The organism is Actinospineispora acaciae DSM 45401, assembly GCF_000620785.1.
Lineage (GTDB): Bacteria > Actinomycetota > Actinomycetes > Mycobacteriales > Pseudonocardiaceae > Pseudonocardia > Pseudonocardia acaciae.
The window spans coordinates 306390-329093 of sequence record NZ_JIAI01000007.1 but is presented as its reverse complement, the minus strand read 5'-3'; the positions used below and the strand labels follow the sequence as shown (position 1 = coordinate 329093).

At 72.7% G+C, this 22704-nt stretch carries 23 protein-coding genes and 2 pseudogenes; 13 read left to right on the top strand and 12 right to left on the bottom strand.

All coding sequences use genetic code 11. From position 1 onward, the window contains the following. The first annotated feature begins 54 nt into the window (after positions 1-54). Entirely contained in the window at positions 55-1722 is a 1668-nt protein-coding gene (locus N912_RS0129545) for an FAD-dependent oxidoreductase (RefSeq protein ID WP_028925221.1), read from the top strand. Beyond that, positions 1719-3137 (top strand): ATP-binding protein, encoded by a 1419-nt coding sequence (locus tag N912_RS0129540; protein ID WP_028925220.1) that lies wholly within the window; start codon positions 1719-1721, stop codon positions 3135-3137. The genes N912_RS0129545 and N912_RS0129540 overlap by 4 nt, the downstream gene beginning before the upstream one ends. Before the next feature lie 195 nt (positions 3138-3332). On the opposite strand, the gene N912_RS0129535 is transcribed toward N912_RS0129540, so the two are convergent. Both N912_RS0129535 and N912_RS55520 read right to left on the bottom strand, forming a co-directional pair. Continuing rightward, positions 3333-4247, bottom strand: coding sequence for a TIGR03854 family LLM class F420-dependent oxidoreductase (locus N912_RS0129535; RefSeq protein WP_028925219.1), 915 nt, complete (start codon positions 4245-4247; stop codon positions 3333-3335). A gap of 199 nt (positions 4248-4446) precedes the next feature. Then, the gene (locus tag N912_RS55520; RefSeq protein WP_051580971.1) at positions 4447-5745 is read right to left on the bottom strand and encodes a S1C family serine protease; all 1299 of its coding nucleotides are present in this window, start codon (positions 5743-5745) and stop codon (positions 4447-4449) included. Positions 5746-5963: 218 nt separating this feature from the next. Between N912_RS55520 and N912_RS55515 the strand changes: the two genes are divergently transcribed. Further along, complete coding sequence (locus tag N912_RS55515) at positions 5964-6614, top strand: TetR/AcrR family transcriptional regulator (RefSeq protein WP_037067169.1); 651 nt, start codon at positions 5964-5966, stop codon at positions 6612-6614. Between the two features lie 46 nt (positions 6615-6660). Here N912_RS55515 and N912_RS0129520 read toward each other — a convergent pair whose 3' ends face one another. Next, on the bottom strand, positions 6661-7800 hold the full coding sequence (locus N912_RS0129520; RefSeq protein ID WP_245645480.1) for an MBL fold metallo-hydrolase: 1140 nt from the start codon (positions 7798-7800) through the stop codon (positions 6661-6663). Between the two features lie 192 nt (positions 7801-7992). On the opposite strand from N912_RS0129520, the gene N912_RS0129515 reads away from it, so the two are divergent. The 6 genes from N912_RS0129515 to N912_RS0129490 all read left to right on the top strand — a co-directional run bounded on the left by N912_RS0129515 (position 7993) and on the right by N912_RS0129490 (position 12716). Beyond that, positions 7993-8895, top strand: coding sequence for a PaaI family thioesterase (locus N912_RS0129515; protein ID WP_028925217.1), 903 nt, complete (start codon positions 7993-7995; stop codon positions 8893-8895). Between the two features lie 286 nt (positions 8896-9181). Next, on the top strand, positions 9182-9466 hold the full coding sequence (locus tag N912_RS0129510; RefSeq protein WP_084211321.1) for a hypothetical protein: 285 nt from the start codon (positions 9182-9184) through the stop codon (positions 9464-9466). A gap of 107 nt (positions 9467-9573) precedes the next feature. Next, positions 9574-9960 (top strand): hypothetical protein, encoded by a 387-nt coding sequence (locus N912_RS0129505; RefSeq protein ID WP_028925215.1) that lies wholly within the window; start codon positions 9574-9576, stop codon positions 9958-9960. A 51-nt stretch (positions 9961-10011) separates the two neighbouring features. Next, entirely contained in the window at positions 10012-11160 is a 1149-nt protein-coding gene (locus N912_RS0129500; RefSeq protein WP_028925214.1) for an acyl-CoA dehydrogenase family protein, read from the top strand. Between the two features lie 28 nt (positions 11161-11188). After that, positions 11189-11959: an SDR family NAD(P)-dependent oxidoreductase gene (locus N912_RS0129495; protein WP_028925213.1), complete on the top strand. Its 771-nt coding sequence runs from the start codon at positions 11189-11191 to the stop codon at positions 11957-11959. Positions 11960-12365: 406 nt separating this feature from the next. Then, positions 12366-12716, top strand: a complete 351-nt coding sequence (locus N912_RS0129490; RefSeq protein ID WP_028925212.1) for a hypothetical protein — start codon at positions 12366-12368, stop codon at positions 12714-12716. 157 nt (positions 12717-12873) lie between these two features. Here N912_RS0129490 and N912_RS0129485 read toward each other — a convergent pair whose 3' ends face one another. The 3 genes from N912_RS0129485 to N912_RS0129475 are packed head-to-tail and all read right to left on the bottom strand — an operon-like array spanning position 12874 to position 15626. Continuing rightward, on the bottom strand, positions 12874-14022 hold the full coding sequence (locus N912_RS0129485) for a thiolase family protein (RefSeq protein ID WP_028925211.1): 1149 nt from the start codon (positions 14020-14022) through the stop codon (positions 12874-12876). A 24-nt stretch (positions 14023-14046) separates the two neighbouring features. Next, positions 14047-14919, bottom strand: coding sequence for a crotonase/enoyl-CoA hydratase family protein (locus tag N912_RS55510; protein WP_245645478.1), 873 nt, complete (start codon positions 14917-14919; stop codon positions 14047-14049). After that, complete coding sequence (locus tag N912_RS0129475) at positions 14916-15626, bottom strand: GntR family transcriptional regulator (RefSeq protein WP_028925210.1); 711 nt, start codon at positions 15624-15626, stop codon at positions 14916-14918. Before N912_RS0129475 ends, N912_RS55510 begins: the two co-directional genes overlap by 4 nt. A 105-nt stretch (positions 15627-15731) precedes the next feature. Here N912_RS0129475 and N912_RS0129470 point away from each other — a divergent pair, with 105 nt between their 5' ends. After that, positions 15732-16001, top strand: a complete 270-nt coding sequence (locus N912_RS0129470; protein WP_051580970.1) for a DUF3099 domain-containing protein — start codon at positions 15732-15734, stop codon at positions 15999-16001. An 86-nt stretch (positions 16002-16087) separates the two neighbouring features. Here N912_RS0129470 and N912_RS0129465 read toward each other — a convergent pair whose 3' ends face one another. Next, entirely contained in the window at positions 16088-17488 is a 1401-nt protein-coding gene (locus N912_RS0129465) for a phosphotransferase family protein (RefSeq protein WP_245645476.1), read from the bottom strand. A 110-nt stretch (positions 17489-17598) separates the two neighbouring features. Here N912_RS0129465 and N912_RS0129460 point away from each other — a divergent pair, with 110 nt between their 5' ends. Continuing rightward, a complete protein-coding gene (locus tag N912_RS0129460) occupies positions 17599-18597 on the top strand; it encodes an LLM class F420-dependent oxidoreductase (protein WP_028925207.1) in 999 nt (332 codons plus the stop codon). Here N912_RS0129460 and N912_RS0129455 read toward each other — a convergent pair. From N912_RS0129455 to N912_RS55500, 5 genes and pseudogenes are all read right to left on the bottom strand, one after another. Then, a complete protein-coding gene (locus tag N912_RS0129455) occupies positions 18594-19091 on the bottom strand; it encodes a VOC family protein (RefSeq protein WP_037067165.1) in 498 nt (165 codons plus the stop codon). The genes N912_RS0129460 and N912_RS0129455 overlap by 4 nt on opposite strands. 77 nt (positions 19092-19168) lie before the next feature. Beyond that, positions 19169-19945, bottom strand: a complete 777-nt coding sequence (locus N912_RS0129450; RefSeq protein WP_028925205.1) for an SDR family NAD(P)-dependent oxidoreductase — start codon at positions 19943-19945, stop codon at positions 19169-19171. Between the two features lie 20 nt (positions 19946-19965). Beyond that, positions 19966-21288, bottom strand: coding sequence for an MFS transporter (locus N912_RS55505; protein WP_051580969.1), 1323 nt, complete (start codon positions 21286-21288; stop codon positions 19966-19968). A 124-nt stretch (positions 21289-21412) separates the two neighbouring features. After that, positions 21413-21529, bottom strand: coding sequence for an SDR family oxidoreductase (locus tag N912_RS66535; protein WP_281176316.1), 117 nt, complete (start codon positions 21527-21529; stop codon positions 21413-21415). Between the two features lie 5 nt (positions 21530-21534). Further along, positions 21535-22008: pseudogene (locus N912_RS55500) on the bottom strand (SDR family oxidoreductase); the annotation flags it as partial. Positions 22009-22061: 53 nt separating this feature from the next. Between N912_RS55500 and N912_RS55495 the strand changes: the two are divergent. Both N912_RS55495 and N912_RS67105 read left to right on the top strand, forming a co-directional pair. Next, positions 22062-22460 (top strand): P-loop nucleotide/nucleoside kinase family protein, encoded by a 399-nt coding sequence (locus N912_RS55495; protein ID WP_051580967.1) that lies wholly within the window; start codon positions 22062-22064, stop codon positions 22458-22460. After that, positions 22378-22575: pseudogene (locus tag N912_RS67105) on the top strand (transposase); the annotation flags it as partial. The gene N912_RS55495 and the pseudogene N912_RS67105, both read left to right, overlap by 83 nt. Positions 22576-22704 lie beyond the last annotated feature (129 nt).

The following is a 22704-nucleotide window of genomic DNA, read 5'->3' as shown; positions in this document are numbered from 1 at the left end:
ACGGCGGAAAACGGAGTTCGCCACAGTGCCCGGTTTGGAGAGAGGATGGAACCCATGGGCAAGCCCGTACTGCTGACCGTGGACGACGACCCCGGGGTCTCCCGCTCGGTGGCTCGCGACCTGCGGCGGCGCTACGGCGAGGAGTTCCGGATCGTGCGCGCGGACTCGGCGCTGGACGCGCTGGACGCGCTGCGCGAGCTGAAGCTGCGCGGCGACGTGGTGGCCGCCATGCTCGCGGACTACCGGATGCCGCAGCTCAACGGCATCGAGTTCCTGGAGCAGGCGATGGACCTGTTCCCCCGCGCCCGCCGCGCGCTGCTCACCGCGTACGCCGACACCGACGCCGCGATCCAGGCCATCAACCTGGTGGACGTCGACCACTACCTGCTCAAGCCGTGGGACCCGCCCGAGGAGAAGCTCTACCCGGTGGTCGACGCGCTGGTGGAGACCTGGCGCGCGACCGGCGACACCGCCGTCGAGGAGACCAAGGTCGTCGGCCACCGCTGGTCGGCGCCCTCGTTCAAGGCCCGCGACTTCCTGGCCCGCAACGCCGTGCCGTACCGGTACTTCAGCGTGGACGAGCCGGAGGGCCAGCGGCTGCTGGAGGCGTCCGGCCGGGTCGCCGAGGACGTCCCGGTGGTGATCACCCCGGACGGTGTCTGCCTGTGCCACCCCTCGGACACCGAGATCGCCGCCGCCGTGGGCCTTTCCACCCAGCCGGCCGCCGAGTTCTACGACCTGGTGGTGGTCGGCGCCGGGCCGGCCGGGCTGGGCGCGGCGGTCTACGGCGCCTCCGAAGGCCTGCGCACCGTGCTGGTGGAGCGCCGCGCCACCGGCGGCCAGGCCGGGCAGAGCTCGCGCATCGAGAACTACCTCGGCTTCCCGGACGGTGTCTCCGGCGCTCAGCTCACCGACCGCGCCCGCCGCCAGGCCCGCAAGTTCGGCGCCGAGACGCTGTCCGCGCGCGAGGTCACCCAACTGGAGGCGCGCGGCTCGGCGCGGGTGGTGCACTTCGGCGACGGCTCGGAGATCGCGGCGCACTCGGTGGTGCTGGCCACCGGGGTGTCGTACCGCAAGCTCGACGCCCCCGGCGTGGACGAGCTGACCGGCAGCGGCGTGTTCTACGGCTCCGCGGTGACCGAGGCGCCGGCCTGCGCGGGCCAGGACGTCTACATCGTCGGCGGCGCCAACTCCGCGGGCCAGGCCGCCGTGTTCTTCGCCCGCCACGCCAAGCGCGTGGTCCTGCTGATCAGGGGCGAGTCGCTGCACAGCTCCATGTCGCACTACCTGATCCAGCAGCTCGAAGGGATCGAGAACGTCTCGGTGCGCAACCACACCGAGGTGGCCGAGGCGCACGGCGACGGCCACCTGGAGCGGCTCACCCTGCGGGACAACCGGGACGGCACTGCGTCGAGCCTCGAGACCGTCGACGCCAGCTACCTGTTCGTGTTCATCGGCGCCGCGCCGCGCACCGAGTGGCTGGACGGGGTGCTGGTCCGCGACGAGCGCGGCTTCGTCCGCACCGGCCCCGACCTGCTGCGCGAGAACAAACGCCCGCCCGGCTGGACGCTGGAGCGGGACCCGTACTTCATGGAGTCCAGCGTGCCCGGCGTGTTCGTGGCCGGCGACGTGCGGGCGGAGTCGGTGAAGCGGGTGGCCTCGGCCGTCGGCGAGGGCGCGATGGCCGTCACCCTGGTGCACAGGTACCTGGGGGAGCGATGAGCATCCAGTTGACGAACGAGCGGCTGCGCGAGCTGTTCCTGTTCACCGACCTGACCGACGAGCAGCTGGACTGGGTCAAGCACAACGCCGACGAGGTGGACGTGGCCGCCGACACCGAGGTGTTCGCCGAGGGCGACCCGGCGGAGTGCTTCTGGGTGCTGCTGTCCGGAACGGTCGCGACCAGCCGGATGATCGGCGGCGAGCGGGTGGAGACCTCCCGCACCGACCAGGTCGGGGTGTACTTCGGCGCCGTCACGTTCTACCTGGAGGAGTCGCTGGAGCAGGGCTACGCGCTGTCCGCGCGGGCCATCTCCGACCTGCGGCTGCTGGCGCTGCCGGCGCGCCCGTTCGCCGAGGCGTTCCGGGAGTGGTTCCCGATGGCCGTGCACCTGCTGCAGGGCATGGTGCTGGGCACCCGCCGGGGCCAGGCCATCACCAGCCAGCGCGAGCGCCTGCTCGCCCTCGGCAAGCTCTCCGCCGGCCTGACCCACGAGCTGAACAACCCGGCCGCCGCCGCCGCGCGCGCCACCTCCACCCTGCGCGACCGGGTGGCCGGCATGCGGCACAAGCTGGCCATGCTCGCCGAGGGCAAGCTGGACAAGGACGCGCTGCTGGCGCTGACCGGCATCCAGGAGGACTTCGCCGACCGGGTGCACGAGGCGCCTGAACTGTCCGCCGTGCAGGCCAGCGACCTGGAGGACGAGCTGGCCGACTGGCTCGACGACCACGACGTGGACGGCGGCTGGGACATGGCGCCGGTGTTCGTGGCCGCCGGCCTGCGGGTCGAGGACCTGGAGAAGGTCGCGGTCGCGGCCGGCCCGGAGTCGCTGTCCGGCGCCATGCGCTGGCTGGCCTACACCGTCGAGACCGAGAGCCTGCTGCGCGAGATCACCGACTCCACGAACCGGATCACCGCGCTGGTCGGCGCCGCCAAGCAGTACTCCCAGCTCGACCGCGCCCCGTTCCAGTGGATCGACGTGCACGACGGCCTCAAGGCCACCCTGGTGATGTTCGCCGGCAAGCTCGGGCACGGGGTGAGCGTGGTCAAGGACTTCGATCGCTCGCTGCCGAAGATCCCGGCCTACCCCGCCGAGCTGAACCAGGTCTGGACCAACATCATCGACAACGCGCTGTCCGCGATGGGCGAGTCCGGGACGCTGACGCTGCGCACCGCGCTGGACGGGGAGAACGTGCTGGTCGAGATCGGCGACACCGGCCCCGGCATCCCGCCGGAGAACCGCAAGCGCGTCTTCGAGCCGTTCTTCACCACCAAGGGCGTCGGCGAGGGCACCGGCCTCGGCCTGGACGTCAGCTGGCGCGTCGTGGTGAACCGCCACCACGGCGACCTGCGCGTCCAGTCCGAGCCCGGCGACACCCGCTTCCAGGTCCGCCTCCCCCTCACCGAACAGCCGTAGCCGCGCACCCGCACCCCGCCCGTATCCCACCCGTACCCCACCCGCGAGTCGGGCGTCTCGGCACACTGAGTCGGGCGTTCCAGCACATTGCCGTGTGACATTGCCGTATGCCGAGAGCGCGACTCAGTGTGCTCAGGCGCCCGACTCGCCGATGGGGGGTACGGGCGCCGATGGGGTACGGGTGCGGGCGCGGTGTCAGGTTTGGAGGGGGAGGAGCTCGGTCGTGAGCTGGTCCAGGAAGTCGCGGCGGGAGGTGACGGGGGTGGCCGGGCGGACCACGAACTTGGTCAGGCCGGCGTCCACGAACCGGCGCAGCTCGTCGCGGGCGGCCGCCCAGCCCCGGCAGATCAGCCGGTCCGGGTCCACGTCCTTGCGCCGGCGCAGCGCGGTGGCCAGCGCGGCGTCGAGGTCGGACTCCTGGTAGCCGTCCGGGGCGACCAGCACGTTCGTCCCGTAGTGGTCCTCCTCGACCTCCCGGCCGGCCTCGGCGGCGGCCGCCTCGATCTGCGAGCGGCAGACGGCGGCCTCCTCGGGCGTGACGAAGCTGCCCAGCCAGCCGTCGGCCAGCCGGCCGATGCGGCGCATCCCGACCGGCAGCCGCCCGCCCAGCCACAGGTCCAGCGGCTTGGCCGGCAGCGGGGCCACCGACGCCTCGTCGAACTGGAAGAACTCGCCGTGGTGCGTGACGCTCGGGCGGGTCAGCAGCGCCCGCACCACCACCAGCGCCTCCTCGAACGCCTCGGCCCGCCGCCCGTCCGGCACCGGGAACATGGTGCGGTCCGGGGCCAGCGCCGGGCGCACCCCGAACGCGGGCAGCACCCGGCCGGGGGCCAGCGCGGCCAGGCCGGCGAGCTGCGCGGCGACCAGCGCGGGGTTGCGCCCCGGCAGCACCAGCACGCCGGTGCCGAGCTTGAGCCGCTCGGTGCGACCGGCCGCGTAGGCCAGCCCGATCAGCGGGTCGGTGGTGTGCCGGGCGGAGACGAGGTCGGACAGCCACACCGAGTCGATCCGGTGCGCCTCCAGCTCGTCGACCAGGTCGGCGAGGTCGGGGCCGACCCCCGGACCCTGCACACCGACCGGAACGGACCCGACACCGATTCGCACCTTCATTGTCGCCTCACTCGCCGGCGGGGCTGGACGAGCGCTCTGCGTGTGGTTGCTTTCCGGGCGGTGCGGGTCGCGCTGTATCCCCATGGCCATGACTTTACGTAGAACAGAGCCGGGGTGGGGACCGCTTGGTCAGTGGTCCCCACCCGGCCCCGGCCAGGACCCGGGCTCCCCACCGGGTGGCTGGCCTTCAGGGGAGGGCCTAGTCGGCGGGCACGCTGCCCAGGGTCACCGGCACGGTCCGGGGTTCGCCGGCGCCGCTGGTGACGGTGAGCGTGACGTTGCTGCCGGGGGTCGCGGAGTTGATGGCGGCCACCAGGGCGTCGGCGTCCCCGACGCGCCGGTCGCCGATCTTGGTCACCACGTCGCCCGGCTTGAGCCCGGCCTTGGCGGCCGCCGAGTCGGGCTGCACGCCCATCAGCTGGGCGCCGCTGGGGGTGGAGTCGCGGACCGAGACCCCGAGCTGGGCCTGGTTGGCCTTGCCGTGCGCGACCAGCTCGTCGGCGATCCGCTTGGCCTGGTTGATCGGGATGGCGAAGCCGAGCCCGGTGGAGCCGTTGCGGGCGATCGCGGAGTTGATCCCGACGATCCGGCCCTGCATGTCCACCAGCGGGCCGCCGGAGTTGCCGGGGTTGATCGCGGCGTCGGTCTGGACCGCGTCCATCACCGAGGTCGGGGGCGCCTGCGAGAGCAGCCCGCCGAGATCGCCGCCACCACCGCCGCCCGCGCCGCCGCCCGGGCTCGGCGCGTCGCTGGTCTCCACCGGGCGGTTCAGCGCGCTGACGATGCCGCTGGTCACCGTGCCGGCCAGGCCGAGCGGGGAGCCGACAGCGATCACCTGCTGGCCGACCTTCAGCCCGTCGGAGTTGCCCAGCTCGATCGGGGTCAGCCCGGAGACGTCCTGCGCGCGGACCACCGCGAGGTCGGCCCTGGTGTCCCGGCCCACCTCGCGGACCGGCTTGCTGTCGCCGTTCTGGAACGTCGCGATGAGCTGCCCGCCGCGCGCCACGGAGAGCACGTGCGCGTTGGTCAGGATGAGCCCGTCGGAGGACAGCACCACCCCGGAGCCCTCACCGGCGGCGCCCTGCAGCTGGACGACGCTGGGCAGCACGTGCTGGGCCACCGAGCTGACCGCGCCGGCCGGCAGGTCACCGGCGGGCGGCAACGGCTGGTTCAGCGTCCCGACCGCCGAGCTGCTGGGCGACGATCCCTGGTGGCCGATGGCGCCCCCGACGCCGCCACCGACCGCGGCGGCGACCACCGCGACCGCGACCATCCCGGCGATCCGCCGGCCACGCCTCGGCCGAGGCCCCTCGGGCGGCGCCGGCGGCATTCCCGGCGGCGGCATCCCGGGCGGGGGCATCCCCGGCGGCGGCGAGCCCGAACCCAGCCCCGGCGCGGTCGCCTCGGGCGGGGGGAGCTGACCGTACGGCGTCGTGGTGCCGTACGGCGTGGTCTGGTACGGGTTCCTTCCGTACGGTTCCACCGGCGTGTTGCTCATGCCTCAACTCTGAGCCGGGCACCTGTGACGCTCCTGTGAGCCGTTGGAGAAGTTGCTGAGGTGATACCCGACCGGGTCGCCGTGATGCCTTCCCAACCCGTGGGGAGCCGAGCTAACGTGCCAGGACACGCTCTGATCACATCGGTCCACTGTGGACGATCTCACCCGTGCGGTCTCGACGTCCGTGGGCCAGCCCTACGCCGTACCAGGAGGCCGGCATGCCGACCCCGGGTCCGTCCGCACCCGCTCCGGCCGGCAGGTCACGGGATCCGGAACGGCGGGAGCGGATCCTGCTCTCGGCCACCGAGCTGATCGCCGACCGGGGCTACCACGCGGTCACCATGGCCGACATCGGCTCCGCCGCGGGCATCGTGGGCTCCGGGATCTACCGGCACTTCGACGGCAAGCTCGCGGTGCTGGTGGCGCTGCTGGACCGGGTGATGGAACGGCTGCTGGCCGAGGCGTACGCGGCGGTCGCGGCAGCCCGCGACGACCGGCAGGCGCTGGGCGCGCTGGTCCTCGGCCAGATCGACGTGATCCTGGAGGACGGCCCGTTGGTGCTGCTCTACCAGCGCGAGCTGCTCACCTTGCCGGAGCCGGACCGGCGGCGGCTGCGCCGGATGCAGCGGCACTACATCGAGGAGTGGGTGCACGTGCTGGTCGGGCTGCGGCCGGGGCTGTCCGACGTGGCCGCCCGGGTGGCGGTGCACGCCGCGATCGGGGCCATCCAGTCCGTCGCCCACTTCCGCAGCGGCCTGCCCCGCGCCGAGCTGACCGAGCTGCTCGTCGCCGCCGCGCACGCCGTGCTCGGCGTCCCGGAGCCGTGGTCAGAGCCGGCCATTACTCGCCTCACTCGCCGGCGGGGCTGAGGGGCGCTCGTCGCTGGTTACTTTCGCATCGGTGCGGGTCGCGCCGTCACGCGATCGCTGACCACCAGTCCCGGTCCGGTGGCGAACCGGCACTGAACCGCTCGCCGGGCATCGGCACCGCGAACCGGGCGTCGGACCGCTCGGCCGCCGCGACCAGCCGGCGGATCGGGTCCGCCCAGCCGTGGAAGGCCAGGTTGAACGTGGCCCAGTGCACCGGCATCAGCACCCCGCCGCCCAGGTCGCCGTGGGCGCGGACGGCCTCCTCCGGCGTCATGTGCACGTCCGGCCACTGGTCGTGGTAGGCGCCGACCGGCAGCAGCGTCAGGTTGAAAGGGCCGTACCGGGCGCCGATCTCGGCGAACGCCGGGGTATAGCCGGTGTCGCCGCCGAAGAACACGCCGTGCTGCGGCCCGGCGATCACCCAGGACGCCCACAGCGTGGTGTTGCGGGTCAGCCAGCGCCCGGAGAAGTGCCTGGCCTCGGTGCAGGTCAGGGTCAGCTCGCGGACCTTGGCCTGGCCGCCCCAGTCCAGCTCGACGATCCGGTCCTCGGGCACGCCCCAGGACCGCAGGTGCGCGCCGACCCCCAGCGGGACCAGGAACGGCGCCGAGCCGCGCGCCACCAGCGCGCGGATCGTGGGCAGGTCCAGGTGGTCGTAGTGGTCGTGCGAGATGAGCACGGCGTCGACAGGGGGCAGCGCGTCCAGGCTGGTCGGCACCGGGTGTAATCGTTTCGGGCCGAGCACCGAGGACGGCGACACCCGATCGCTCCAGACCGGGTCCACCAGCACCCGCCGGCCGTCGATCTCGATCAGCGCGCTGGAGTGCCCGTACCAGGTGACCGCGAGCTCGTCGGCGACCGTCGGGAACCGGGGGATCCGCAGCGGCACCACGCCGGACGGGGTGCCGAGCTCGCCCCGGGTGAGCACGGCGGTCAGTATCGCGGCCATGCTCACCGGCGTGACCTCGGTGGGCGGCAGGGTGTTGCGGAAGGCACCGTCCACGTAGCGGGGCGAGCCGTTCGCGGCCCGCTGCAGCATGGCGGGGGAGGCGCCCCTCGCGGTCGGGATGCCCCACGCCGCGCGGGCCAGCAGCCCCATCCCCGCGGTGGTCGCGCCGACCAGGGTGGCGCGCAGCAGGGTGCTGGTCAGTGAGCGGACGGCACGGGCCTGATGAGCTAACGACACCACACCAGCGTAGAGAAATCTGGACGGACCGGTCGCGAGCTGGGCGTTCGCGCGCCCGGGTGGCGCAGTCGGGCGTCCGGCGGGCGGGCGGCGCGCCGTGTGACATCGTGCGGCCGGGCGGCGTAACCGGGCCGCGTCGAGCAAGCTTGGTCGGGCGCGGGCGGGGCGCGGGCGAGCGAGGAGCGTGAGCGGATGGCCGGTGGCCTGGACACGACGGGGCTTGACACGACGAGGCGGACGGCCGCCGAGCGGGTCACCGACCGGCTGCGGGCCATCCCGGTGGAGGGCGGCCTCGGGACGCGGGTGTCGCGGCTGGACGCGGACGGGGGCCAGCTGCGGCTGCCGATCCCGCCCGGCCCCGACGGCGACCCTGACGGCGTAGCCCTGACCGTCGCGCTGAACGTGCTCGCCGACGTCGCGGGCGGGGTGGCGGTGTCGATGTGCGCCGGGCGGGGGCTGGGCAGCCCGACCATCGAGCTGCGGATCGACCACCTCGCGCCGCCGGCCCCGGACGCCGGCTGGCTGATCGCCGACTCGACGGTGCCGCACCACGCGGCCGGCGCCGGCTACGCCGCCGTCGTGGTGCACGACGACCGCGACCGGGCGGTGGCCCACGCGCACGGCCACTTCGCGGTGACCACCCCGGAGACCGCCCTCGGCGAGCCGCCGCCGATGGACCGCACAACCGACGGAACCGACGGGATCGCGCCGCACCGGCCCGACGCGCTGCTGGCCACGCTGGCCGCCGTCGTGACGCCCTCGGGTCCCGGGGACGACCCGGCCGACTGGTCGCTGACCTGCGGCCCGGAGCTGTCCAACCCGCGCGGGCAGGTGCAGGGTGGGGTGGCGATGGCCATCGGCCAGCTCGCCCAGCGCCGGGCGCAGGCGCCCGACCTCAGCGACGGGGCCGAACTGCGCCCGCTCACCGTGCACGCCGAGTACCTGCGCCCCGCTCCCATCGACGGCACCGAGCTGCGCTGCCGGACCGAGTACGTGCGGCGCGGGCGGCGGTTCCGCACCCTGCGCACCGAGCTGGTCCGTGCCGACGGGCGGGTCGCGACGATCGTCACCGGGCTCTGGGCGGCCGCCTCCTGATCACCGTTGGGTGATTCGACGGTGTCGGCGACCAGCGGTTGAAGAAACGCTGTGAACGGCTCGGTGGATCCTCGAAAGAGTGAGTCAACCGTTAGACCGGGCCGGCAAATACTCACCGAAAGATACCCCTGACCCGGATTGCTGAATGACGGGCTACGCACATTCGGGCGTATCGGTTTTGCCTGCGTAACGGCCCCCACTAGCTTTCGCCGGGTCAGAGCGAGCTCCCCGCCGCTCCCTATACCTCGACGCGGGGCTCGGCCGCACAAAGACAAGGAGACCCTTCGTGAAGAAGAAGGCTGGAATCGTCGTCGCCGTTGTACTGGCGGGCGTGCTCTCCGTCAGCCCGTTGGCGTTCGCGACCGATTCCCGCGACCAGGGCGGCGGCAAACCCAAGGTGGTCCACCAGTCCGGCCTGGTCAACGTCAGCGACACGACCCTCCAGATCCCCATCCAGGCCTGCGGCAACGACATCGGGGTGCTCTCGGGCGCGTTCGGCCTGCTGCTCGGCAGCGCACAGAACAGCAAGGAGAGCGACACCGACTGCTCCCAGAACAACAGCAGCGAGTGACGACCTCCACGACCGAGAGTTACCGGTGGGCGCCGAGTCCGGTGGACTCGGCGTCCACCACTCGATCGTGGCACAACGGCCGGTGGTGCGATCCGCACAATCGAGACATGCAGTCCGCGTTCGGCAGCCCGATGACCCGGTTCGTGCTCGCGGCGGTCGCGGCCGCCGTGGTGGTGGCGGACGGGATCGTGCTGGTCGGATTCACCAGCGCCGTCCCGGGGACCGCGATGCCCGTGCACGCGCCCGCGCTCGCCCCGGCGCCGAGCTCGATCGCGCCGAGCAGCGCCGCGGCCCCGACGCCCTCGCAGGCCGCGCCGCCGCCGGCCGGCCAGTCCGGTCAGTCCGGCAAGTCCTCGTCCAGGTCGAGCGAGTCCGGCGCGGGCAACACCTCGGGCCAGCAGGGCGTCCAGCCGAAGATCAAGTCGCCGTTCGCGGAGCGCTGCCGCGGCGGGCAGATCCCGTCCTGGCTGTGCCAGGGGATCCCGGGCGGCTGATCCGGACCGGTCGGTTTACAAGTTTGAATTCAACTGACCATACTGTCGGGTATGCGGCGGTCCGGCTTCAGCTCTGAGCACGACGACTTCCGCCGGATGATCCGGGACTACCTGGCCCGCGAGGTGGCGCCGGAGTTCGACGGCTGGCTGGAGACCGGGCTGGTGCCCCGGGAGCTGTTCCGCGAGCTGGGCAAGCTCGGCGTGATCGGGATGGCGATCCCGGAGGAGTACGGCGGCGGCGGGCTGGCGGACTTCCGCTACAACGCGATCATGAGCGAGGAGGCGGCCCGCGCACTGGTCCAGCTCGGCTCGCTGCGGGTGCACATGGACGTCGTCATCCCGTACTTCCTGGCCTACGCCGACGCCGAGCAGCGCCGTCGCTGGCTGCCCGGCCTGGCCGCTGGCGAGCTGGTCACGTCCATCGCGATGACCGAGCCCGGCACCGGCTCCGACCTGGCCGGGATGAGCACCACCGCCGTGCGCGACGGCGAGGACTACGTGCTCAACGGCGCCAAGACGTTCATCACCGGCGGCGCCCAGGCCGACCTGGTCATCGTGGTGGCGCGCACCTCCCGTGACGAGTCCGACCGCCGAGGTGGGCTGAGCCTGCTGGTCGTCGAGGACGGCATGCCCGGCTTCACCAAGGGCCGCAACCTGGCCAAGATCGGGCTGAAGGTGCAGGACACCGTCGAGCTGTCCTTCGACGACGTCCGGGTGCCGGCGTCCAACCTGCTCGGCGAGGAGGGCCGGGCGTTCGGCTACCTCGGGCACAACCTGCCGCAGGAGCGCCTCACCATCGCGATCGGCGCGCTGGCCGCCGCCCGCGCCGCGCTGGACACCACCGTGGCCTACGTCAAGGACCGGCACGTGTTCGGCAAGCCGGTCAGCCATTTCCAGAACACCAAGTTCGAGCTGGCCGCCGTGGCCGCCGAGATCGAGGCCGGCCAGGCGATGGCGGACCGGGCGCTGGCCGAGCACGTGGCCGGCGAGCTGAGCGCCGTCGACGCGGCCAAGGTCAAGCTGTTCCTGACCGAGCTGCAGGGGCGGGTGGTGGACCGCTGCCTGCAGCTGTTCGGCGGCTACGGCTACATCCTGGAGTACCCGATCGCCCGGCTCTACGCCGACGCCCGGGTCACCCGGATCTACGGCGGGACCAGCGAGGTCATGAAGACGATCATCAGCAAGTCGCTGGGACTGTAAACACACGGGAACTCAACGGGAGGCGCGCGTGCGTATCGACGGGATCTCGGCGGTGGTCACGGGCGGGGCGTCCGGGCTGGGCCTGGCCACGGCTCGGCGGCTGGTGTCGCTGGGCGCGAAGGTGGTGCTGGCCGACCTGAAGGGCTCGCCGGGGGCGGAGGCCGCCGCCGAGCTGGGATCCTCGGCCAGTTTCGTGCCCGCCGACGTCACGGACACCGAGTCCCTCAACGCCGCGCTGGATGCCGCCGAGCGGAACGGCCCGCTGCGCGCCCTGGTGCACTGCGCCGGCCGGGGCGGTGACCGGATGCGCATCCTGAACCGCGACCGGACTCCGGGCGAGCTGGACTCCTTCGCCGAGGTCCTGCGGATCAACCTGGTCGGCACCTACAACGCGCTGCGGCTGGCCGCCGCCCGGATGGCCGCCAACGACGAGCTGGTGGACGGCGACCGGGGCGCCTGCGTGCTCACCGCGTCGGTGGCCGCGTTCGACGGCCAGATCGGGCAGACCTCGTACACCGCCTCCAAGGCCGGCGTGCACGGCATCACGCTGGTCGCCGCCCGCGACCTGGCGAGCTGGCAGATCCGGGTGAACACCATCGCGCCCGGCATCTTCGACACGCCCATGCTCGGCCGCCTGCGCGAGGACATCCGCGAGGGCCTGGCCGCCTCCGTCCCACACCCCAAGCGCCTGGGCGACCCCGCCGAGTTCGCCCACCTGGCCACCGACATCCTGGCCAACCCCTACCTCAACGGCCAGACCATCCGCCTCGACGGCTCCATCCGCATGGCCCCCCGGTAGGCCGCCCGCACACCCACTTCGTACCCCGCACACGCGCTGAAGCAGGTGTGCCGGAGACGGACTGGGTGTGCGGGCGCCTACGAGCGCGGCACCGTAGCCGAGCGGCGGTTGGCGCGCTGTGAGCGGTATGGGGTGGTCCGGGTGGGTGGTCGACCACCCGTCGAGTGTCCTCGGGTGGCGGTCACGGAGGGTGGTCGTGGCGGACACGGATGGACCAGTTCGGCCATGTGCGGTATAGCCACAACCACCGAGATTGACGAACACGCACCTGTAACACCGCGCCTGTTATCAAGAGCGTGGGCAAAGCGTTTGTGAGAGCGATTCCTTCGGATAGTTTGCGGGTGTCAGCGAGGGCTCCCCGGCAAGATCGCTGACCCCCCGGAACGAAAGAACGAGGAGTCTCCCCATGCTCAAGAAGGCCGGAATCGTCCTCGCGGCGACGGCGGCGGGCCTGCTCTCCGTCAGCCCGCTGGCGTTCGCCGGTGACTACAACTCCGACGACGACTACAAGGACAAGGACTGCGGCTCCTGTGGTGGTCACAGCCACGAGCACAAGAAGTACAAGGAGTACCACCGGGACGGCGACAGGACGGTCCAGAGCGGGCTGGTCAACCTGAACAACACAGGCGTGCAGGTCCCGGCCCAGGCGTGCGGAAACTCGGTGAACATCCTTTCCGGGGCATTCGGAATCCTGGGCAGCGCGAAGAACGAGACGAAGAACAACGTCGACTGCAAACAGAGCAACAGCAACGACTGATCGGCGTATTCGTCCGTAATCCGGCACCGCGTACGCCGTCAGGGCGGCCGGCGCACGCGGCGCCCGGAAAACCGACGTCTCCGCACGTCACCACCCGTGAGTGGCTAGGGCCGCTAGAGCGGCCCTAGCCACTCACGGGGTCTGAGCAGCGGAAACGTCAGGCGGCGAGTTCGAGGAGGGTGGCGTTCGCGGTGCCGCCGCCTTCGCACATGGTCTGCAGGCCGTAGCGGAGGCCGTGCGCGCGCATGTGGTGCACCAGGCGGGTCATCAGGATCGCGCCGGAGGCGCCGAGCGGATGGCCGACGGCGATCGCGCCGCCCAGCGGGTTGAGCCGGGCGGGGTCGGCGCCGAGCTCGGTGGCCCAGGCCAGTGGCACGGGCGCGAACGCCTCGTTGACCTCGTAGGCGCCGATCTCGTCGAGGGACACCCCGGTGCGCTCGAGCAGCTTCTCGGTGGCCGGGATCGGGCCGGTCAGCATCATGATCGGGTCCGCGCCGCTCACGGCCCCGGCGCGGTAGCGCACCAGTGGGGTGAGCCCCAGCTCGCGGGCCTTCTCCGGCGTGGTGACCAGCAGCGCCGCCGCCCCGTCCGAGATCTGCGAGGAGTTGCCGGCGTGGATCACGCCGTCCTCGGCGAACGACGGCTTGAGCTTGGCCAGCGTCTCCGGCGAGGTGCCCCGGCGCAGCCCCTCGTCCGTGTGAAACGTTTCACCGTTATCCAGCGGCACCGGAACCAGCTGGTCGTCGAACGCGCCGGAGTCGATGGCCGCCGCCGCCCGCGCGTGCGAGGCCGACGCGTAGGCGTCCAGCGTGTGCCGGGACAGGCCCCACTTGCGGGAGATCAGCTCCGCACCGGTGCCCTGGTTGAACTCGAAGTTGTCGTAGCGGGCGAGCACACGCGGGCCGTACGGCTGGCCGGTGGTGCGGGTGACACCGAGGGGAACCCGGCTCATCGTCTCCACGCCGCCGGCCACCACCAGGTCGTACTGACCCGCGATCACCCCGTGCGCGGCCTGCTCCAGCGCGGCCTGGCTGGACCCGCAGGCCCGGTTGACGGTGATGCCCGGCACCGTCTCCGGCCAGCCGGCGGCCAGCACCGCATACCTGCCGATGTTGCTGGACTGGTCGCCGACCTGGCTCACGCAGCCCCAGATCACGTCGTCGACGGTGGCCGGGTCCACCCCGGTCCGCTCCACCAGCGCGGTCAGCACCAGCGCGGACAGGTCCACCGCGTGCACCCCGGCCAGCGCGCCGTTGCGCTTGCCGATCGGGGTGCGGACGGCCTCGACGATCACTGCCTCGGGCATGTGCGGGTCCTTTCGTTGACGGGACTACTCGTCCGGCTTGTGGTCCTCCGCGTCGTGCCAATCGCTGAACACCGGCGCCCGCCGCTCCATCCGGGCGCGCACCGCCTCGCGCTGGTTGCGGCTGCCGGCGATCTCGGAGATCGCGTTGCGCTCGGCGGCCAGGCCGTCGCCGATGGGCACGTGCCAGGCGCTGTCCAGCAGCGCCTTGGCGGTGCGCACCGCGTCCGGGTTGCGCGCGGCGATGTCGCGCGCCAGGTCCAGCGCGGCCCCCCTGGGGTCGTCCTCGACCCTGGTGGCCAGCCCGATCTGGGCGGCGTCCTCGCCGGTGATCACCTGGCCGGTCAGGGTCAGCTCCATGGCCCTGTCCATGCCCACCAGCCGGGGCAGCATCTGGGTGCCGGCCATGTCCGGGATCAGGCCCCAGCGCACCTCGGCGACGCTGAGGGTGGCCTCCGGGGCGACGATCCGCATGTCGGCGGTGAGCGCGAGCTGCAGCCCGCCGCCGAACGCGGGCCCGTGGATCGCGGCGATCACCGGCGCGGCCACGGTGCCCCAGACGCACGCCGCCCGCTGCCCCCGGCTCAGCTCCATCAGCTGGTCGTCCGGGTCCAGCAGGTCCAGCCGCTCGACGTCCGGGTCGCGCCATTCGGTGTTCTCGGCCATCGCGCTGAGCGCGGTGTAGTCCAGCCCGGCGCAGAACGCCCTGCCCTCGCCGGAGAGCACCACCGCCCGCACCCCGCGCCAGCGCCGCACGGTGAGCCCGACCTCGAGCAGGTCACCGAACATCGCGCTGTTGAGCGCGTTGAGTTTCTCCGGCCGATTCAGCCGGACATCCGCCACCCCGTGGCTGATCTCGGCGCGGACCATGCCGCCCGCGCCCGTGATGGTCTCGCTCATCGGCCCTTCCTTAGGCGCGGCCCGCTCGCTGCCTCGGCCGTGCCCGAATCGGATCTGACTGGGTCGAACACGCCGCGCCGGTACAGCTCCTCGATGACCGTCTCGGCCATCCGAGCCGCCCGGCGCACCACCACGTCGCTGGCTGCCTGGGCGTCGCCCCGCCCGATCGCGTCCACCTCGTCGAGGTACGTCGGGTGCATGTAGCCCTGGCTATCCGCGCAGGCCAACCAGAAAGCGGTGGGCATGAACCCCTGGAAGGTACCGATCGCGGCCCGCAGCCGGGGACCCGCCACCTCCTGGTTGATCGCCCGGCGGAACTCCCACGCCAGGTTCTCGAACTCCTCGGCGTCGGCGCTCGACATGTCCGCGACGATCTCGCCCAGCCGGGCCAGCAGCTCCGGGGACGGTCGGGCCGCCGCCCGGCCCGCCGCGATGGCGCAGAGCATCCCGTAGATCTCGTAGTGCTCGCGCACGACGTCGGCGTCGAAACGCTCCAGGAACACCCCTCGGTGGTAGGGGATGGCCACGATGCCGTCGCGTTCGAGCTGGTTGACGGCCTCCTGCACGGGGACCCGGCTCATGCCCAGCGTCATCGCGATCTCGGTGCGGTCGATCCGGTCGCCGGGGCGCAGGCTGCCGTCGAGCAGTCCGGACACGATGTGCGCGACAGCGACGTCCTTGTCCTTCACCCCGTAGCGCTTCGGCACAGGTCCTCCGAGCCCTCCGAACCGGAACACTTTGAATTCAACAGATGCTGCCACACGCGCCGGACCTGGGACAGTGCGCGCGACCCGGGGGGTAGCGTCGGGCGAATGGCTCGGTGGACTCGGTGGTCCAGCCGGCCGCCGCCGTCGATCACCGACGCGCGGCCGTCGGCGGACGCCGAGCTGCGCCGCCGTCGCCGGATCTACTCGGTGATCATGGGGATCCACCTGGTCGGGTTCGCGGTCGGTGGCGCGCTGTACTACACGGCCTGGTGGGCGGGCCTGATCATCATCATCGTCACCGGCCCGCTGCAGTGGATCGCCGTGATCCTGGCCAACGCCGCCCCGCGCCGCCGCCGACCCCGGACTCCGCCCTGAAGCTTGACGTTTGCGCTGGTCACCGCCCGTGAGTGGCTAGGGGTGCTATGGCGCCCCTAGCCACTCACGGGTTCTGAGCTGGGGGTTTAGGCGCCGGGGTGGGTGAGGTAGCGGGGGTTGGCGACGGTCAGTTTGGACACGGTGAGCGCGCGCACGGCGTCGAGGACTTCGGCCCAGCGGGCGTCGAGGGTGCCGGTGCGGATGGCGGCGACCAGGTCGTGGTCATCGGCGCATCCGAGTGCGGCCAGGCGTTCGGTGTGGGCGGCTCGTTGCTGGTCGCCGACGAGCAGCTCGCGGCGGGCGATGGCCAGGGCGTTGGCCGCGACCCTGGCGTGGAAGCGGACGCGAGGGTCCAGGTCGGGGGCGGTTATCGTCTCGTCGACCAGGAATCCGTGGGCGGCGGCGAGCAGTTCGTCGACGGTGGGGCGGTCGTGCAGGGTCGGCCGGCCGGCGAGCTCGGCGTCGAGCGGGTCGGTCGGTGAGGACGGGGCGGTCAGGTCGAGCGCGAGCAGCACGTCGTGTTCGGACTCGCACAGCCGGCGGCCGAGCACGGCCAGCTCCACCGACCGCTCGGCGCCGCCGAGGTGGCGCTGCGCCTGCTGGCGGCAGATCACCGCCCATCGCGCCGTGCCGTACACCTCCCACCAGCGCAGCGCCGCCTCGCCGGGCCGCCAGCCGGCCACCTCGGCGTAGCCGTCCAGCAGCTCCTCGCGCGCGCCGAACCCACCCACCGGCGCCGGCGCCCCGAACCGCCACGCCTTGACGCACAGCCAGCCGAGGTCGTGCACGGGGTCGCCCCGGTGCACCAGCTCCCAGTCCAGCACCGCGCGCAGCCCGTCCGGGCCGAGCATCAGGTTGCCGTTGCGGAAGTCGCCGTGCACCACGCACGATCGCCCGGCCGGCGGGCGGTGTTCGTCCAGCCACCGAAACGCCACCTCCAGCGCCGGCCGGGGCTCGCCGAACGCGTCGTGGGTGGCGCGCAGCCGGGCCAGCGGGTCGGCGTCGTCGGCCGTGTCGGCGGCGGCGGTCAGGCCGGGCACCCGGTCGGGCGGGATGGCGTGGATGCGCGCCAGCACCCGGCCCAGCTCGGCGGCCAGCCCGGTGCGAGCCCGTTCCCACCTCGGCTCGCGCAGCAGCCGGCGCGGGATCGTCTCGCCGTCCAGGTAGTCCATCAGCAGGTACGGGCTGCCCACCCCGTCCGAGCCGTCGCCGCGCGCGTGCAGCGCGGGCACCGGGACGCCGGCGCGGGCGGCGGCGTCGAGCACGGCGGCCTCCTGGGCCATGTCCCGGGGTCGCGGCGCGTTCGGCGGGTCGCGGCGCAGCACCAGCCGGCGCTCGCCGTCGCCGGTGCGCGCGGTGAACGCCCAGGTTTCCCGGCTGGCGCCGCCGGGTAGCCGGCGCAGGTCGGTGATCTCGGCCGGGGCGGTGTCGAGCACGGCGGCCAGCGCTGTGACCAGTGCGAGGCGCAGCTGTTCGGGCTCGGTCACGGCGGCCCCCGGGTCGCTCGGCTGCCGGCGATCGTAACCACCGCGGGCTCGGCTCGCCGGCCGGCGGCGGTCGACTTAGAGTGCGATCACCTCGAACGAAGGGATGCCGGATGAGCCTGGTCGGAGTCACGCTGCCGATCCCCGGTCTGCCGCTGCGCCAGCATCGGGACGCGGTGGAGCGGCTGGCCGAGGCGGGGATCGGGGAGGTGTCCACCGGGGAGTCCAACGGGTACGACGGGCTAACCCCGCTGGTCCTCGCCTCGTCCTGGCGGCCGGACCTGACCCTGTCCGTCTCGGTGCTCTCCGCGTTCACCCGGGGGCCGTCGATCATGGCGAGCACGGCGGCCGCGCTGGCGGAGGTGGCGCCGGGGCGCGCGCGGTTCGGCATCGGGGCCGGCTCGGACCGGATCGTCCAGGGCTGGAACGGCATCCCGTTCGAGCGGCCGTACTCCCGGGTGGCGCACACGCTGCGGGTGCTGCGCGCCACGCTGTCCGGCCAGCGGGCCTCGGCGGCCGGCGACTCCGCCGCCGCGCTGGGCGTCGAGGACTTCAAGCTGGCCATGCCGCCGCGGCGCCCGCCCGCGCTGGTGGTGGCCGCGCTCGGGCCGCGCATGCAGCGGCTGGCCGCCGCCGAGGCGGACGGCGTCGCGCTGAACTTCCTGGCCGCGACCGACATGCCTCGGGTCCGCGCCGCCGCCGACGGGGTGGAGCGCGCGCTGCCGGAGCCGCTGTCCGTGCAGGCCAGGGTGTTCGTGGTGCCGGGGGAGGGGGACGGCGCCGCGCTGTCCGCCCGCCGGATGATCGCCGCCTATCTCACCGTGCCGGTGTACGCGAACTTCCAGTCCTGGCTCGGACGCGGCGAGCTGCTCGCCGAGATGCAGGCAGCCTGGGAGCGCGGCGACCGGGCCAAGGCCGTCGAGGTGATCCCCGACGAGGTGGTCTCCGACCTGTTCCTGATCGGCTCGCCGAGCACCTGCGCGCGCCGGGTGCGGGCCTACCTGGACGCCGGCGTCGAGATCGCCACGCTGGCCATGGTCCCGCCGCACGGCGCCGCGTTCACCCCGTCCGACCAGGTCGACTTCCTCTGCGAGCTGGCCACGCACGTCTAGCGCCGGCCGGCGCGCATCTCCTCGGCCAGGCTGCTCTGGACGTAGGCCATCGCCTCCTGTGCGGCGGGGTCGGCGAACCGGCGGCCCAGCTCGTCGGGCGCGACGTCCTCGACCCGCTCGTGCAGCCACCACAGGTGCCCCTGCGGGTCGCGCACCCGGGAGACGATCTCGCCGAACGCCAGCCCGGTCGGGCGGGTCACCACGCGCGCGCCGGCCGCGACCGCCCGCTCGACCGTCGCGGCGATGTCGTCGACGTATATTCGCAGGTGGGAAGGCGTGGGCGGCCAGTCAGGCTTGCTGTCGAAGAGCATGATGACGCTGTCGCCGATCTCGACCTCGACGTGCCCGATCCGCCCGTCGGCGTCGAGCACGCGTGAACCCGGCGTCTCCCCGGCCCCGAACGCCTCGGTCAGGAACCGCACCTCCGCGTCGGTGTCAGGGCTGATCACCCAGGCGTTGACCCGCGCGTAGCGCTCCGGAACTCCGTTCGTCATGGCGCACAGCCTGGCAGCACCGCCCGACAACCCGTGAGTGGTTAGCGTTGCTATGACAACGCTAACCACTCACGGGTCTAGCGGAGGCCGGCGAGCGGGGAGGTGCCGCCGTCCACGGTGATCCGCTGGCGGGTGACGTACGGGGTGGAGACCAGGAAGGCCACCGCGTCGGCGACGTCCTCGGGGCGGCAGATGCGGCCCAGCGGGTGGGTCTGGTCCAGGGCGGTGGCGTCGGGCACGCCGGCGAGGGCGTGCGCGAGCCGGTCGCCCATGTCCGTCACGACCAGGCCGGGCGCGACCACGTTCACCCGGATGCCGTGCGCCAGCTCCTCCCCGGCGAGCGAGCCGGCGAGGGCCTCCAGCGCCGCCTTGGCCATCGAGTACGGCGCGCCGTTCGGCATCGGGTTCGCCCCGGCCGTGCTGGAGATCAGCACCACGTCGCCCCTGGGCAGCGCGCGCATCTGGGGGACCAGCAGCCGGCACAGGTGGTGCGCGGCGAAGGCGTGGGTGGACATCAGCTTGAGCGGTTCGCCGGGGTCGGTCTCGGCGACCGGGCGGCCCCGGCTGGCGATCCCGGCGCTGTGCACCAGGATGTCCACCGCGCCGAACTCCGCGAGCACCGCCTCGACCATCGCCCGGTCCGCCTCCGGGTCGTCCACCGAGGCCTGGAACGCCGACGCCTTGCGCCCGGCCGCCCTGATCTCGGCGACCACCGCCTCGGCGGCCTCGGCGTCGCGCCGGTAGTTGACGGCCACGTCCGCGCCCTCGGCGGCCAGCCGCAGCGCGATGCCCCGGCCGATGCCCCTGCTGCCGCCGGTGACCAGCGCCACCCGTCCACTCGCCAGCCCCGTCACGGCGTCCTCCTCGCACTCGACTACCCGGTGACCGCCCGATCGTCCTGCTCGCCGGTCCGTCCCGCCAGTTGGGAGCGGTTGGGCATCATCAGCAGCGCGGTCATCGAGACCACCGCGCAGCCCACGATGTACCAGCTGATCCAGAAGCTGGACCCGGTCGCGTTGAGCAGCCACGCCGCGATCAGCGGGGCCGGGCCGCCGGCGATCACGGACGCGAGCTGGTAGCCGATCCCGGCGCCGCTGTAGCGGACGTTAGTGCCGAACGTCTCGGCGATGAGCGCGGCCTGCGGGCCGTACTGCATGTCGTGGAACACCAGCGAGAGCACGATCGCGAGCAGCACCAGCCCGCCCACCTTGGTGTCCAGCAGCGCGTAGTACGGGAACGCGAACACCCCGACGCCGACGATGCCGATGCCGTAGATCAGCCGCCGCCCGAACCGGTCCGAGAGGTGCCCGAACACCGGGATGGTGACCAGCCCGATCGCGGCGGCGACCATCGTGTAGTTGAGCATCTCGCCGCGCGGGAGCTTGAGCTGGCGGGTGGTGTAGTCCAGCACGAACGTGATGAACAGGTAGAACGGCGCCTGCTCGGACAGCCGCACGAACGCGGAGACGAAGATCTCCTTCGGCTGGGTCCTGAACACCTCCCAGACCGGCTGGCGGGCCACCTTGCGCTCGGCCTTGACCCGCTCGAACGCCGGGCTCTCCAGCACCCGCAGCCGGACGTAGAGCCCGATCCCGATCAGCACCGCGGACAGCAGGAACGGCACCCGCCAACCCCAGGTCAGGAACGCGGGGCCGGTCAGCGCGCTCATCAGGCTGACGATCCCGGTGGACAGCAGCAGCCCCATCGGCACCCCGAACTGCGGCCAGCTCGCGAACAGCCCGCGCCGCTCGCCGTGCCCCCACTCCATGGCCAGCAGCACCGACCCGCCCCACTCGCCGCCGACGCCGAGGCCCTGCCCGATGCGCATCAGCACCAGCAGCACCGGCGCCAGCGCGCCGATCGCCTCGTAGCCGGGGATGAGCCCGATGACGAACGTGCTGATCCCCATCAGCAGCAGGGTGGCGATCAGCGTGGTCTTGCGCCCGACCCGGTCGCCGTAGTGGCCGAAGATCGCGGCGCCGATCGGCCGCGCGGCGAACCCCACGAAGTAGGTGGCGAACGCGGCCAGCACCCCGACGAACTGGTTCTGGCCGGGGAAGTAGAGCTTCGGGAACACCAGCGCGGCGGCGGTTCCGTAGAGGAAGAAGTCGTACCACTCGATGGTCGTGCCCACGGTGCTGGCCACCACCGCCCTGCGGCGCGCTCCTCGTTCGTCGGTCGTCGACAGTGCGGCCACGGCCCACCTCCGGTCACCGCCGCGCGCGGGGGTAGGGCCGGCTGCCCGCCCCGGTGCGGATCGCTGGCCGCATCTTGCCTCACCGGTCACCCGATCGGGCAGTACTCCGAACGGGTGCACCTCCTCAGAGCTGAGAGCTTCCTCCGTCCACCGGAACCTCGGCCCCTGTGGTGAAGGTGGCCTCGAAGGCGAGGAACGCGACGAGCTTGGCGACCTCGAGGGGGTCTCCGAACCGCCGCATCGGGTTCATCTCGATCCACTGCGCCTTGGTCTGCTCGGCCGCCTCCCGGGCAGCGTCCGCTCCAGGACGCCGGTGTCGATGGGGCCCGGGCTGACCGCGTTGACGCGCACCTTGCGCGGGAGCAGCTCGCTGGCGAGGGTGCGGGTCATGGAGCGCAGGGCCGCCTTGGTGGCGGCGTAGGCGCTGAGCATGGGGACGCTCAGCGCGCTCGCGGCCGAGGTGGCGAGCACCACGCCGCTTCCCTCGGCGAGCAGCGGGACGAGCTTCTGGACGGTGAAGTACGGGCCCTTGGCGTTGATCGCGAACAGCTCGTCGTAGGTCTGTTCGGGCATCGACTCGAACGGCGCGAAGCCGGGGATCGCGGCGCTCACGAACAGCGCGTTGATGGTGCCGAACTCGGTTTTGACCTGGGCAGCCAGCGCGTCGATGTCACGCAGCGACGACATGTCGCCGCGGACGGCGACCGCGTTCTCGCCGAGCTTCTCCCGGGCGGTGTCGAGCGTGGCCCGGGTCCGACGGCAGGCGGGACGTCGTGGAAGGGCGGCTGATCTGGACGGCCGTCGAGGCGCTGAAGCTGGACGTCAACGCGGTGCTCGACTTCGGCTTCTGGAACCGGGCGGAGCGGGCGGCGCTGCACTGGCTGGCTCGCTCGGTCGGCGCCACCGCCCGCACCGTCTACCTGCCGGTCGACCCTCAGGACCAGCTCGAACGGGTATCGGCTCGGTGGCAGGCCACCCCGGAGGAGACCTGGGAGATCACCGCGAAGGACCTCACGGACTGGCGGGCGACGTTCGAGGAGCCGGACGAGCCGGAGCAGGCCGGCGCCGCCACGATGTCCCCGCCCGGCCCGTACGCGGACTGGGGACGATGGATCGATGACCGCTGGCCCAGCGCCGGCGTGGGTCGACGCGATGACCGTGAAGGTGTGTGAGGACGGCCGAGTCGTCAACGCTGACGGGCACCGCGAGATCCTCGGGTTGGACGTGGCCTCGGCCGAGGACGGCGCCGGGTGGCTGGCCGTGGCGAGCGGGTCGGTCGCGGTGGGTTGAGCCGAGGCGGTGGACCAGCCAAGTCGGGGTTGACAGCGGGCGGGACGACGCCTTAGCGTCGCCGCACTACATTGAGTATTCGGTTCAATGTTGTGTTGCGACAGTACCTGGTGTCGGCGCTACTAC

What these genes read in the sequence shown, in the direction of transcription:
- N912_RS0129485 (WP_028925211.1), bottom strand. Translation starts at nt 14,022, where the DNA reads ATGCCCGAGGCAGTGATCGTCGAGGCCGTCCGCACCCCGATCGGCAAG.
- N912_RS55510 (WP_245645478.1), bottom strand. Translation starts at nt 14,919, where the DNA reads ATGAGCGAGACCATCACGGGCGCGGGCGGCATGGTCCGCGCCGAGATC.
- N912_RS66535 (WP_281176316.1), bottom strand. Translation starts at nt 21,529, where the DNA reads ATGCGGCGGTTCGGAGACCCCCTCGAGGTCGCCAAGCTCGTCGCGTTC.
- N912_RS0129490 (WP_028925212.1), top strand. Translation starts at nt 12,366, where the DNA reads ATGCTCAAGAAGGCCGGAATCGTCCTCGCGGCGACGGCGGCGGGCCTG.
- N912_RS0129460 (WP_028925207.1), top strand. Translation starts at nt 17,599, where the DNA reads ATGAGCCTGGTCGGAGTCACGCTGCCGATCCCCGGTCTGCCGCTGCGC.
- N912_RS0129540 (WP_028925220.1), top strand. Translation starts at nt 1,719, where the DNA reads ATGAGCATCCAGTTGACGAACGAGCGGCTGCGCGAGCTGTTCCTGTTC.
- N912_RS0129535 (WP_028925219.1), bottom strand. Translation starts at nt 4,247, where the DNA reads ATGAAGGTGCGAATCGGTGTCGGGTCCGTTCCGGTCGGTGTGCAGGGT.
- N912_RS0129545 (WP_028925221.1), top strand. Translation starts at nt 55, where the DNA reads ATGGGCAAGCCCGTACTGCTGACCGTGGACGACGACCCCGGGGTCTCC.
- N912_RS0129455 (WP_037067165.1), bottom strand. Translation starts at nt 19,091, where the DNA reads ATGACGAACGGAGTTCCGGAGCGCTACGCGCGGGTCAACGCCTGGGTG.
- N912_RS0129505 (WP_028925215.1), top strand. Translation starts at nt 9,574, where the DNA reads ATGCAGTCCGCGTTCGGCAGCCCGATGACCCGGTTCGTGCTCGCGGCG.
- N912_RS0129500 (WP_028925214.1), top strand. Translation starts at nt 10,012, where the DNA reads ATGCGGCGGTCCGGCTTCAGCTCTGAGCACGACGACTTCCGCCGGATG.
- N912_RS55520 (WP_051580971.1), bottom strand. Translation starts at nt 5,745, where the DNA reads ATGAGCAACACGCCGGTGGAACCGTACGGAAGGAACCCGTACCAGACC.
- N912_RS0129470 (WP_051580970.1), top strand. Translation starts at nt 15,732, where the DNA reads ATGGCTCGGTGGACTCGGTGGTCCAGCCGGCCGCCGCCGTCGATCACC.
- N912_RS55515 (WP_037067169.1), top strand. Translation starts at nt 5,964, where the DNA reads ATGCCGACCCCGGGTCCGTCCGCACCCGCTCCGGCCGGCAGGTCACGG.
- N912_RS0129515 (WP_028925217.1), top strand. Translation starts at nt 7,993, where the DNA reads ATGGCCGGTGGCCTGGACACGACGGGGCTTGACACGACGAGGCGGACG.